General features: G+C 70.0%; 7 protein-coding genes. 3 read left to right on the forward strand and 4 right to left on the reverse strand.

The window, feature by feature from the left end:
- Window positions 1–9: 9 nt before the first annotated feature.
- Genes ACI7YT_RS14455 through ACI7YT_RS14465 form a run of 3 tightly spaced genes read right to left on the reverse strand, consistent with a single transcriptional unit; the run spans window position 10 to window position 6865 of the window.
- Window positions 10–2496 (reverse strand): glycoside hydrolase family 3 C-terminal domain-containing protein, encoded by a 2487-nt coding sequence (locus ACI7YT_RS14455; protein WP_406246348.1) that lies wholly within the window; start codon window positions 2494–2496, stop codon window positions 10–12.
- Window positions 2496–4814: an alpha-xylosidase gene (yicI, locus tag ACI7YT_RS14460; RefSeq protein WP_406246350.1), complete on the reverse strand. Its 2319-nt coding sequence runs from the start codon at window positions 4812–4814 to the stop codon at window positions 2496–2498. Before yicI ends, ACI7YT_RS14455 begins: the two co-directional genes overlap by 1 nt.
- Window positions 4811–6865 carry a beta-galactosidase gene (locus tag ACI7YT_RS14465; RefSeq protein ID WP_406246352.1) on the reverse strand — a complete coding sequence of 685 codons (2055 nt, stop codon included), beginning with the start codon at window positions 6863–6865 and terminating at the stop codon, window positions 4811–4813. The genes yicI and ACI7YT_RS14465 overlap by 4 nt, the downstream gene beginning before the upstream one ends.
- A 69-nt stretch (window positions 6866–6934) precedes the next feature.
- Here ACI7YT_RS14465 and ACI7YT_RS14470 point away from each other — a divergent pair, with 69 nt between their 5' ends.
- Genes ACI7YT_RS14470 through ACI7YT_RS14480 form a run of 3 tightly spaced genes read left to right on the forward strand, consistent with a single transcriptional unit; the run spans window position 6935 to window position 10922 of the window.
- Window positions 6935–9328 (forward strand): glycosyl hydrolase family 95 catalytic domain-containing protein, encoded by a 2394-nt coding sequence (locus tag ACI7YT_RS14470; protein WP_406250590.1) that lies wholly within the window; start codon window positions 6935–6937, stop codon window positions 9326–9328.
- Window positions 9322–10323: a LacI family DNA-binding transcriptional regulator gene (locus ACI7YT_RS14475; protein WP_406246353.1), complete on the forward strand. Its 1002-nt coding sequence runs from the start codon at window positions 9322–9324 to the stop codon at window positions 10321–10323. Before ACI7YT_RS14470 ends, ACI7YT_RS14475 begins: the two co-directional genes overlap by 7 nt.
- Window positions 10320–10922 carry a YesL family protein gene (locus tag ACI7YT_RS14480; protein WP_406246355.1) on the forward strand — a complete coding sequence of 201 codons (603 nt, stop codon included), beginning with the start codon at window positions 10320–10322 and terminating at the stop codon, window positions 10920–10922. Before ACI7YT_RS14475 ends, ACI7YT_RS14480 begins: the two co-directional genes overlap by 4 nt.
- A gap of 61 nt (window positions 10923–10983) precedes the next feature.
- Here ACI7YT_RS14480 and ACI7YT_RS14485 read toward each other — a convergent pair whose 3' ends face one another.
- Window positions 10984–12738: an ABC transporter substrate-binding protein gene (locus tag ACI7YT_RS14485; RefSeq protein ID WP_406246357.1), complete on the reverse strand. Its 1755-nt coding sequence runs from the start codon at window positions 12736–12738 to the stop codon at window positions 10984–10986.
- Between the last annotated feature and the right edge of the window lies 1 nt (window position 12739).

A 12739-nucleotide genomic window follows, 5' to 3' on the forward strand; every position in this document is an offset into this window, starting at 1 on the left:
CTCGACCTCTCAGCGGATGACGAGCGTCGCCTGGACCGGAAGCGCATCCGCGGACGGGCCGGCCGCGATCCGATACTCCCCCGGCTGCACGCGCAGCGCACCCCGGTGCAACCAGTCGTCGACCGCGCCATCCACCCGCGCATCCGCATCCCACACCGCGAACCGCTCCGGCTGGAACGAGATCTCGACCTCGGCGGTCTCCCCCGGCTCCAGCCGCACCCGGCGGTAGCCGAGCAGCAGGCGTCGCGCCGGCGGGATCGGCAAGTCGGCGGGGGCGAGCCCGTAGAGCTGCACGAGCTCTTCCGCCGCCCGCTCGCCGCGATTGGCGACGCGCACGGTCGCGGTGACCTCCCCCTGCACCCCGAACGCCGGATGCCGGTGCGACGGCTCTCCCGCGCCGACCTCGGACGCGGACACCGAAACGCCCTCGTACACGACGTCCGAATAGGTCAGGCCGTGCCCGAACGCGAACGCGTACGGTTCTGGCTGATGCCGATACGTCGCCAGCTGCCGCTGCGTGTCGTAGTCGAACAGGTCGCCGGCCTGCGCCGGATCCGCCGGCCACGACTGCGCCAGACGCCCCGTGGGTTCGCGGTCGCCGCTGAAGACGTCGGCGATGCCGTGCCCGAGCTCCTGACCCGCATGGCTCGACCACACGACGGTCGCGGCGTCCGCCGCATCGCCCAGCACGTACGGGTAGCTCGACACGATCGTGAGAACCGTCGGCGTACCGGTCTCCTGAGCGGTGCGCCAGATCGAGGTCGCTGCATCCGGCAGATACAGGTGCGGGCGGTCCTCGGTCTCGCGGCCCGCGAGGTGCGGATCGTTGCCGACGACCACGACGGCGAGATCCGCGGATGAGGCCGCATCCGCCACCGCCTGCGCACCGGAGCGCACCGTGCGCACAGCGAAGCGCTCGGCGCGATCGAGGGTCACGCCCTCGGCCAGCACGATGCCCACCTCGCGCGAGATGCGCACCCAGCGGCCCGAGCCGAGGTGCAGCAGCGACCACGTCCCGTCCGCGTGGACGTGCTTGCGGAAGCTCTCCTGCACCACCCAGCCGCCGACGCGGTCGGCGTCCGCGCGCATCGGCCAGGCTCCGCCGGTCAGCAGGCGCCCGGAGGAGTGCGACCGGAGGGTCAGGATGCCGTCACCCCAGTCCGTCAGATCCCACAGCGCGTCGTCCGACGCCGCTGAAGCCGATGCCGCGACCTGCGCCCCCGTCTCATCGGAGCGCACGTAGGCGCCATTGCTCGTGGCGCGCAGCGCGATGGTGTCCGCGCCCGTCTCGACGCGCACCTCGGCATCCGGATAGCGGTCGGCGAGTCCGCGGGCGACACCGACGGCGTACGGCGGAGTCCCCGAGTACCAGTCCGTCAGGACGAGATCAGCGAGCTGGCCGATCACGGCGATCGACCGGGGTGCCGCGAGCGGCAGGACGCCCGCGTCGTTGCGCAGTACCACGACCCCGGCACCGGCGGCCTCGCGGGCCAGCGCTCGCGCGGCCGGCACGTCGATGTCGTCCATGCCGATTCCGGCATACGGGTCCTCGTCGCCGTCGAACTCTCCGCTTCGCACCCGCATCTCGAGCAGCCGGAGTGCCGCGCGGTCGATGTCGGCCTCGTCGAGGAGACCCGCCTCGAGCGCGGCGCGCAGGTTCGTCAGCGTGGGTGTCGCATCCGCATCGTTGTCGGTGAACGAGTCCATGCCGCTGCGCACCAGCGCCGCCGCCGCGTGCGCCCCGTCGGGCTGCGCGCCCTGGACGGACACGACGAACGTGGGTGCCCCGGCATCCGACACGATGGCCAGCGAGCCGGGCGCCCAGCTGCGCGCCTCGTCGGTGAGCTCCGGCTGAGTGTGCGCCGGTGAGCCGTTGACCTGGTTGTAGGCGAGCATGATGCTGCCGGCGGCCTCGGCCTCGATCGGCCCGCGGAACGCCGGCAGCTCCTCCTCGTGCAGCGTCCGCAGCGACATGTTCGACGACGTCGCCGATCGGTCGGTCTCGTTGCTGTAGGCGAGGAAGTGCTTCAGTGCCGGAACCGTCTTCCAGACTCGTTCGTGGCGTCCGCGGAGGCCGCGGGAGTACGCCGTGCCGAACGCGGCGGTCAGGTGCGGGTCCTCGGAGTAGCCCTCCTCGTTGCGTCCCCACGCCGGGTGACGCAGCGTGTTGACGACCGGGGCCCACACGTTCAGGCTCACGAGCGGGTTCTCGGCGCGCTTCGCGCGCACCTCGGTCGAGGCGACGTCGCCGACACGCTCGATGAGGTCGGCATCCCAGGTCGCCGCCAACCCGACCGGCTGCGGGAAGACGGTCGCCGTCCCGAGCCAGGCGGCACCGTGCAGCGCCTCGCACCCGGTGCGGTACTCGGGAACGCCCAGACGTTCGATCGCTGGCGCGGCCTGGTGCAGCATCGCGAGGCGCTCGTCGAACGACAGGCGGGACAGCAGGTCGGCGGCGCGGTCGACCACGGACGCGGTCGTGTCGCGGAACAGCATCAGTGGGTCTCCTCGATCGTGATCTGCAGTTCGCCTGCTCCGTCGGCGGTCGCCGACACGGCGCCGGACGACAAGGACCAGGATGCCGCGGCATCCGTGCTGGAAGCGATGATCCGGTCGCCGTCTCGACGGACCCGGAACGTCGTCGCGGCCGTGCCGTCGCGAGCGGGCACGGTGGTGACCTCGTCGTACCCGTCAGGAAGCCCGAAGCAGCACAGCGTGACGCCGTCCGCCCAGTCGTAGTCGGGTCGGTCGTCCACGGCGCCCCAAGGGAGCACGGTGCCAGGACGCACGCGCAGCGGCACCGACAGGTAGTCGTGCTGCTCCTGCACCCAGCGCCGGCCGTCCGCCTCGGAGCCGTCCAGCAGCGACGTCCAGACGCCGGCAGGCAGGTAGTACTCGCTGTGGCCGTCGGCGTCGAACACGGGCGCGACGAGCAGGGCGTCACCGAGCATGTACTGCGTGTCCGCGTCGAAGCCGCTGCGATCGTCGGGGAACTCCAGCACCATCGGCCGCATCATCGGGATGCCGGACGAGGCCGCCTGCTCGGCCGCACCGGCCAGGTACGGCATGAGGCGCATCTTCAGCTTCGTGAACAGGCGCGTGACGTCCACCGCCTCCTCGTCGAACTGCCACGGCACACGGAACGAACTCGACCCGTGCAGGCGGGAATGCGATGACAGCAGACCGAACGCGAGCCACCGCTTGAAGAGTCCGGCATCCGGGGTGCCCTCGAAGCCGCCGATGTCGTGACTCCAGTACCCGAAGCCGCTCATCGAGAGCGAGAGGCCGCCGCGCAGGGATTCCGCCATGGACAGGAAGGTCGAGTCGCTGTCGCCGCCCCAGTGCACCGGGAACTGCTGCGTGCCGGCAGTCGCCGACCGCGCGAACAGTACGGCCTCGCCCGTGCCTCGACGCCGCTCGAGCGCGCGGAACACGACCTCGTTGTACAGCCGCGGGTAGTGGTTGTGCATGCGGACGGGATCCGAACCGTCGAACCAGGAGACGCCTTCCGCGGGGATCCGCTCGCCGAAGTCCGTCTTGAAGGTGTCGACGCCCTGATCCATCAGGCGCTCGATGTGGCCGACGTACCACTCGGCGGCCTCCGGGTTCGTGAAGTCCACGATGCCCATGCCCGCCTGCCAGAGATCCCACTGCCAGACCCCGCCATCGGTGCGCTTGAGCAGGTATCCCTTCTCGGCCGCTTCGGCGAACAGCTTCGAGCGCTGCGCGATGTAGGGGTTGATCCAGGCCGAGACCTTGAGGCCGCGCTCGTGCAGGCGCGCGAGCTGCCCCTCCGGGTCCGGGAACATCCGCGGGTCCCACTCGAAGTCGGTCCACTGGAACTCCCGCATCCAGAAGCAGTCGTAGTGGAACACGCTCAGTGGCAGGTCGCGCTCGGCGAACCCGTCGATGAAGCCGTTCACCGTCGCCTCGTCGTACTCGGCCGTGAACGACGTCGTCAGCCACAGGCCGAACGACCACGCCGGCACCCGTGCCGGGCGCCCCGTGAACGCGGTGTACCGGGTCAGGACATCCTTCGGCGTCGGGCCGGCGAACACGTAGTAGTCCAGCGTCTCGCCCGGCACCGAGAACTGCACCCGCGAGTTGACCTCGCTGCCGACCTCGAACGACACCCGGTCGGGGCTGTCCACCAGGACGCCGTAGCCGCGACTGGTGACGTAGAACGGCACCGACTTGTAGGACTGCTCACTCGAGGTGCCGCCGTCGGCGTTCCACGAGTCGACGACCTGGCCGTTCTTCGCGAACGCGCCGAAGCGCTCGCCGAATCCGAACACGCGCTCGCCCGGCTCGATCGAGAGCTGCTGGTGCACCCAGGTGTCACCGGCACGCGACGGCGGTCCGCCATCGGCACGGAACGAGTCGTCCGCCGTGAAGTGCCCGATCGAGCGAGGCAGCGACCGGGTGAGCACGCGTCCGTCCTGTTCGAAGCGCACGTCCCACCCGTCGCGTGAGACGACCACCCGCAGGTCGCCCGTCTCCAGCACGCCCCGCGCGTCGTCGAGCGTCACCGTTGGCACGAACCCGGCCTCGGGGAACGTCTCGAAGTCGGGTCCCGCGTGGGTGCGGCCGGCGTGACGCTGCACGCGGACCTTCACGACTCCGGATGCCGGGGACGAGAAGGTGACCGTCAGCATGGGCCGGTTCAACGTGTCGCCGCGGTGGCGGATCACGGTCGTCGGAGCGTAGACCGTCATGGTCCCGGCATCCGCGTCGATGCGGATGTCGTCGACCTCGGCCGCATAGAGCGGGGCCAGACCCGGTCGGGTCAGCCAATAGCCATCGGTGAACTTCACCAGGTGCGCCTTTCTGTCAGTGCTCGCACTTCGCCGGGCGCGATGCCGACGGAGCCGTTCGTCTCGTCTCCGGTGAGCAGGTCGATGTGCGACCCGTCCACCGCGATGTCCATGGGTGCATCCGCGTGGTTCAGCAGGAACAGGACGTCCCCACGGCGGACCGCCTCGAGGCCGTCCGGCAGGATGCCCGCCGGGGCGCCGAACGCGTCGATGACACCGGCCGCCGCGAGCACGTCGCCGAGCAGAGCCGACAGCATCTCGGGGTCGACCACGGCGCCGACGTACCAGGCCGCTCCGTCCCCGACCGCCCGCCGCGTGATCGCGGCAACGCCCTCGAGCTCACCACTGCTATGACGCGCCAGGACCTCGGCCCCCTCGGCGCGCAGACGCTCGGCGAGGATGCTCGCCGATGGCTGGGACAGGCCACGACCGGCATCCCACCGCTCGTCCGCGACCAGCGGGCTGCCGACGTCCGGGACGGCGCCCCACTCCTCGGAGCTCGCCCCGAGGAGGTCTCGCAGCAGAACCGGCGAACGGCTGGTGAGCACCTGTGCGTTCTCGTCCGCGACCCCGCTGAACGGTCCGACGACGACGTGCGCGCCGGCCTCGACGGCTGCGCGCAGCGCCTCGGCTGTCGCAGGCGTCACGATATAGGAGTGCGGGACGAGGATCGTCCGGTAGCCGGTCAGGTCGGATGCCGCCGACACCACGTCGGCGGCGACACCGCGCCGCCACAGCTCGCGGTACCAGCGCGTGATCTCGGTCATCGTGCGCAGACGTTCGGTCGGCCGAGCCGGCTCCTCGCCGGCCCACCAGGACGACCAGTCGAACAGGATCGCCACCTCGGCCGCGACGCCGGTGCCCGCGACGGAGGACAGCTTCTTCAGGTCCTCGCCCTGGCGGCACACACCGCGGAAGACGTCGGAGTCGGCCCCCGCGTGCGGGAGCATCGCGGAGTGGAAGCGCTCGGCGCCGGCCCTGGCCTGACGCCACTGGAAGTAGCAGACCGCGTCGGCGCCGCGGGCGACGGCCTGCAGCGAATCGCGGCGTGCGCGCAGCGGTGACTTCGGCAGGTTGTGCTCCCGCCATGACGTCGCGCTGATCGCCTGCTCCATGAGCACCCACGACCGCCCGTCGCCGAGCGAGCGCATGAGGTCCTGCACGAGCGCGATGTCGGCCGGCGCCTGCGGTGAAGCGGGGTCGGGGTACTGATCGTCGGAGACGACGTCGACCTCGTCCGCCCACGACCAGTAATCGGTGAGCGCGTGGAAGCCCATGAAGTTCGTCGTGATGGGCTGGGTGGCCCCCGCATCGCGGATGATGTCCCGCAGCTCGCGGTAGCACTCCAGCAGCTGATCGGAACTGTACCGGCGGAAGTCCAGCGACTGGGTCGGGTTCACCAGATACGGCATGCGCCGCGGCGGCAGGATCTCGTCGAAGGCGGCGTAGCGCTGAGACCAGAACGCCGTGCCCCACGCGTCGTTGAGAGCCTCGATCGAGCCGTAGCGGCGATGCAGCCACAGCCGGAACTCCCGCGCCGCCTCGTCGCCGTGATCGACCTGGCCGTACTCGTTGCCGATGTGCCACATCCGCACGGCGGGGTGGTCCGCGTAGCGCTCGGCGAGATCGCGCGTGATGGCGGCCGCGTGCTCGCGGTAGACGAGGGACGCGGGCGAGAACTGGTTGCGCGAGCCGGGGATGAGACGCACGCCGTCGCGATCGACCGGAAGCGTCTCGGGGTGGCGGACGCCCAGCCACGGCGGCGGCGAGGCGACCGGCGATGCGAGGTCGACGGCGATGCCGCCCTCGTGCAGCAGATCGAGCACCTCGTCCAGCCAGCCCCATTCGCGTGCACCGGGTATCGGCTCGATCATCGCCCAGCTGAAGACGCCGACCGTGACGAGGTTCACGCCTGCCCGCTGCATGAGCGCGACGTCTTCGCGCCACACCTCGGGGGACCACTGCTCGGGGTTGTAGTCCCCGCCGAAGCCGAGGCCGCGCTCGGCGATGAGCGCGTCGAATGCGCGGCGGGGCGCGGTCGTCGTTGACATGGTTTTCCGGTTCTGGATCGAGTTGTCGAAGCGTTTCAACAACGAGACCATATACTAGCCAACGTGCCGATGTCCATCGAGGCCGCAGACGCCCTCCACACTTCTCACCACGACCGACACGTCGAGGCCGCAGACGCCCTCCATCTGCTGCGGCTCGACCGCCCCGCCGAGCGGTGGACCGCGGCGTTCCCGGTGGGCGATGGCATCCGCGGGGCCATGTGCGAAGGTCGCGTCGGCGCCGAGCGCCTGCACCTCAACGACATCACGGCATGGTCGGGTGCCCAGGGCGCGGACCCGCTGGCAGGTGTCGAGGATCGGGACCCCGCCGTGCTCGAGGCCGCACGCGCAGCGATCGCCCGCGGCGACGGCGACGAGGCGGAACGCCTGGTGCAGCGCCAGCAGACCCCGTGGTCGCAGGCGTTCATACCGCTGGGCCACGTCGACATCGACGTCGTGGACGTCACCGGCGACAGTGCGAGCCTGCAGCGCACCCTGGACCTGCGGACGGCCATCGCATCGCACGAGTACGCCTCGGATGCCGGCCGCATCCGGCACGAGACGTGGGCGGATGCCGCGGTCGGCGCGATCGTGCACCGCATCGTCGCCGAGCAGCCGGTCCGCCTCCGCGTCTCGGCCGACGGCCTGCTCCGTCTGCGCAGGACAGAGCACGCCGAGGGTGCACTCGGCGTCGAGTGGTACCTGCCGATCGACGTCGCGCCTGGGCACGCGCACGCCGCGGAGCCCATCCGGTACGACGAGGCACTCGGACGGACGGCGGCGATCTCGATCCGCTCGGCGGTCGCAGCGACGGCTGCCGCCGGCATCCTCACCACGGATGCTGCGCGCGAGCACCTGCTGCTGATCGGCACGGCCACCGCGCCGGGGCTCCCCGACGAGCCCGTCGACGACCGCGGAGCGATCGAACGGGCCGCCGTCACCACGGCATCCGGTGCCGAGGAATTGCGGGAGGCGCACATCGGCGCGCACCAGGAGCTCTACGCGAGGTGCGCGCTCGAGCTGCCATCGGCACCGGGCGCGGCCGGCCTGCCTGTCGACGAGCGGATCGCGCTCGCGCAGACCCGACCGGACGAGGGCCTCGCCGCACTCGCATTCCACTACGGTCGCTACCTGCTCATCTCGTCGTCGCGCCGCGCCGCGATTCCGCTGACGCTGCAGGGCATCTGGAACGCGGAGCTGCCCGCTCCCTGGTCGAGCGCGTACACCTCGAACATCAACCTCGAGATGGCGTACTGGCCGGCGGACGTGACCGGCCTGCCGGAGTGCCTCGAGCCGCTGCGGGCCTTCGTCGGCCGGGTCGCCGCGACCACCGGTCCCGTCGTCGCCCGAGAGCTGCACGGCGCCGACGGCTGGACGATGCACCACAACTCGGATGCCTGGGGCCACGCCGCTCCGGTCGGAGGCGGCTCCGGGGACCCGTCGTGGGCGTTCTGGCCGCTGGGCGGCGTGTGGCTCAGCCTGCAGCTGTGGGACGCGTTCACGTTCGACGTCGATGTCGAGCGTCTGCGGGCCGAGATCTGGCCCGTGCTCGAGGGCTCCGCGCGCTTCGCGCTGAGCTGGATCCGCACCGACGGCGCTCGGGCCTGGACGAGCCCGTCCACCTCTCCCGAGAACCGTTACCTCGACGATGCCGGTGTGCCGCGAGCACTCGGCGAATCCACCACGATGGACGTCACGCTGCTCCGAGAGCTCTCCGCCGTGTGCGCGAAGGCGGCCGGTGCGCTCGGCCTCTCCCCCGACTGGCTCGGCGAGCTCGAGCAGGTGACGGCGCTGCTGCCCGAACTGCGCGTCCTGCCGGACGGACGTCTTGCGGAGTGGGACCGCGATCTCCCGGATGCCGAGCCGCTGCACCGGCATCTGTCCCATCTGGTGGGACTGTACCCGCTCGCCGCCATCACACCGGAGGGCACCCCCGAGCTGGCAGAGGCCGCCGCCGAGGCCATCCTGGCGCGCGGGGCGGAGTCCACCGGCTGGGCGCTCGCGTGGCGGATGTCGATGTGGGCGCGGCTCGGCGACGGCGAGCGCGTGCACGACCAGATCCGGATGTCGTTGCGCCCGGCGCAGGATGCCCACGGTCAGCGCGGGGGCGTCTACGACAACCTGTTCAGTGCACACCCGCCGTTCCAGATCGACGGGAATCTCGGGCTCACCGCCGGCATCGCCGAAGCGCTCGTGCAGTCCCACGCCGGCGATGCCGAGCACACGATCATCCGCGTCCTGCCCGCCCTGCCGCCCGCGTGGGCCGATGGCGCCGTCCACGGGCTGCGCGCTCGCGGAGGCGTGCAGCTCGCACTGACGTGGGAGCAGCATCGCGTCGTCCGGGTACGATTGCGCTCTGACACCGCGCGCGCTGTCGTGATCTCGGGCCCCGGCATCGACGAGACCACCCTGACGCTTCAGCCGGGAGAAGAGACGATCATCGAGCCGAAGGAGCCGAGATGGTGACGATCGCCGAGGTCGCACGCGCCGCGGGCGTGTCGATTTCCACCGTGTCCTATGTGATGAGCGGCAAGCGGACCATCTCGCAGGAGACCAGGGATCGCGTCGAGCAGGCCATCGCAGACCTCAAGTACAGCCCGCATGCCAGCGCCCGTTCGCTGGCTTCTCGGTCGACGAACGTCATCGGGCTGCAGGCGCCGCTGCGCGCCGGCGTCGACGTGCACGTCGTGATGGAGATCGTCGCGGGCGTCGTGCGGGAGGCCAGAGCGAACCAGTACGACATCCTGCTGCTCACGAGCGACGATGCCGCCGGTCTCAGTCGCGCGGCGCGCGCCTCCATGGTGGACGCACTGCTGGTGATGGACATCGAATCCGACGACCCCCGCATCGCGACGCTCGAGGAGCTCGAGACGCCCGCGCTGCTGATCGGCCTCCCCGCCGGGGCGGACGGGATCGCCTGCGTTGACTTCGACTTCGAGGCGGCCGGCCGCCTCGCCGCGTCCCGCCTCGCCGAACTCGGCCACACGCACGTCGCGCTCATCGGCGCTCCGGAGGAGGTCATGGCGCGGCACACCTCGTACGCGGATCGTCTGAATCGCGGCTTCCTCGCGGCCGCGGAGGAGCTCGGACTGGATGCCCGGGTGCATGCCTGCCCGAGCAGCCAGGAGTCCGTCGCCGCCGTCGACGCGATCCTCGCCGAACGCCCCGATGTCACCGGCATCCTGTTCCACAACGAGGGCGCCCTGCCGTACGTCGCCGGCCGCCTCAGCTCCGGAGCCGACGGCCAGGAGCTGGACGTCATCGCCCTGTGCCCGGCGAACGTCGCCCGAACCGTCCCGACTCTCACGGACAGCATCGACGTGCCGGCGGAGGTGCTCGGCGCCAGCGCCACCCGTGCCATCCTGCAGCTGCTGGAGGGCCGCGACCTGCCGCCGGTCCAGCTGCTGGCTCCCCGGTTGGAATCGACAGCGGATGCCGCGGCATCCGTTCCCGCGCCATGAAGATCGACCCCGAGAGCCGATCCCTGCAGGGGATGTCGTCGTTCCTCGGGTTCGTCGCGCTGAACCTGATGTACCTCGCGGCATGCATACCGGTGGTGACGATCCCGGCGGCCACGAGCGCACTGTACGAGGTGACGATCCGCTACTCGGATGACGAGAGCGGCCGACCCGTGAAGGACTTCTTCCCCGCTTTCGGCCGCAGCTTCGTGCGTGCAACCGTTCTGGGCCTGTTCCTGGCGGTGCCGATGCTGCTGCTGGCTGCCAGCGCGGTGTTCTGGGCCTCCCACCCGAGCCTGCTGGCCGGCGCCGCGACCGTCATCGCGACGCTCGCGGCCGTCTACCTGTTCGCCGCGTTCCTGTTCGCGATGGCGCTCACGGCCGCCTTCACCACGCCGTTGCGTCAGGCGCTCAAGAACGCTCTGCTGCTGCCGGCCGCCGAACCGGTCCGCACCTTCGGCATCCTGCTGATCCCGATCGCACTGGTGTGCATCACCATCGTGTTCCCGATGTTCGGTGTCGTCCTGGTCACGATCGGGTTCTCCATCGGCGCGTACGCGACGGCTTTCCTGTTCCGCAGCGTCTTCGCCCGCCGCGGCTGACGCACGCACGCGAAAGGGGCCCGGCGCGAGCCGGGCCCCTTTCGTCATTCAAGTGGAGCGGCTACTCCGCGAACTCCTTCGCCACCGCTTCACGAGCATCGTTCTGCTCCTTCGCGCGGTCGAGGTCGACCTCGAGGACGTCCTCGTAGCCGAGGCCCTTCGCGGTCTCCTGCAGCTCGGACCAGAGCTTGTCGAAGTCGGCCTCGCTCTCGGCGAACGTGGCCTGCCACGAGTACTGCACGACCAGCGCCTTGACCTGATTGCGCAGGGCTTCGGTCTGCGAATCGTCAGCGGGGGCCGTGTAGCTGGCACCGGGGGCGACGAGAAGCTCATCGTTCGCCTTCAGATACTCCATCGTCGACGTCGAGTCGTCCATGTGCGCCGACCAGTCGGCCTTGAGCTCGTTCTGCGTGAGCTCCTGGTAGTGCGGCCAGAACTGGTAGTTGTACTGCAGCCCGGTGGCCTCGTCGATGTCGTTCGGGAGGACGGCGCTGACATTCAGGGTCGAGACGCCGTCGATGTAGCTGCCGCCGCCCCACTCCTCGGGGACCGTCGCGTCACCGGTGAGGAAGACCTCCTGGCCGAACTCGGTCAGCTTCGGCTGCCCGTCGTCGCCCATCTCCCACGTGAGCCCCTCAGGACCTGCCGCACCCTGCGTCTGGCTGTTGTTGGTGTAGGTGCCCTCGGTCGAGTAGAGCCAGTCGATGAACGCGGCGATGCGCTCCGGATCCTCGGCCTTCGAGCCGATCGAGAGGACCTGCTTGCCGCCGTACGCCTCGGCGCCGTAGGAGAAGATCGTCTGGTCCTCGATCGGAACGAGCATGAATCCGGTGCCGGCGTTCATGTTGTCCTCGGTGTTGTACGCGGACTGACCGAGCCACGGCCACCAGGAGTACAGCACCTGCCCGTTCTGGAACTTCGACCACAGCGTGTCATAGTTCTGCGTCGTCGACTCGGGATCGACCAGGCCCATGCGGTACGCCTCGTTGTAGAACTCCAGGACACGGTGGTATTCGCCGTCGTCGTCGAGGATGCCCTGATAGTCCGAGCCGTCGGCCTTGGCGAGCGCGAAGCCGAGTTCGTCGTAGCCGTAGTACGTGATCGGCTGCTTGACGTTGTTCATCATGTTGCCGTCCCAGTCCTTGAACAGGGAGAGGGCGTACACCTTCTTGCCGTTCGGCGCGGTGGGCTGGAGATCCTGCATGTCCTTCAGGACGGGCAGCAGGTCCTCGAGCGTGCCGATCTCGGGGTAGTCGAGCTGGGAGTAGAGGTCCCAGCGCAGGTACGCGCCGAAGGTCGGCTCCAGTCCCTCGCTCGGCTCGGTCGGCTGGATGCCGGAGACGGAGGTCGGGAAGGCGTAGACGCCGTCCTTGCCGTCGTTGAGCTTGTCGACGGCCTTGTCGAAGCGCTCGAGGCTGTCCATCGCCGGGTAGTACTTGGACGAATCGAGCACCAGACCGCCTTCGATCAGCTCGTCGAGCTTCTCGCCCTTGTCCGTGACGATGAGATCACCCAGATCACCCGCCGATACGCGGGTGTTGTACAGGGTGTCGCCGCCGCCGGCGACGTTCGGCGCGATGATGTTCAGCTTCATGTTGAACTTCTCTTCGACGAGCTCGCCGAACCACCCCTCCTGCATGCCCATGTAGTTGGCGAGGCCGTCGAACACGTCGATCGTGATCTCCTCCTCCCACTCGGTCGGGAAGGCGTCGACCTGCGACTCCTCTGTCTCGGCCGGGTCGCCGCTGCATGCGGCCAGTGAACCGACCGCGAGGAGTGCGACCACTCCGAGCGCGGCTTTCCTCTTCAGCTTCATT

The organism is Microbacterium sp. M, assembly GCF_045181065.1.
In the GTDB taxonomy this organism is placed as follows: Bacteria; Actinomycetota; Actinomycetes; order Actinomycetales; family Microbacteriaceae; genus Microbacterium.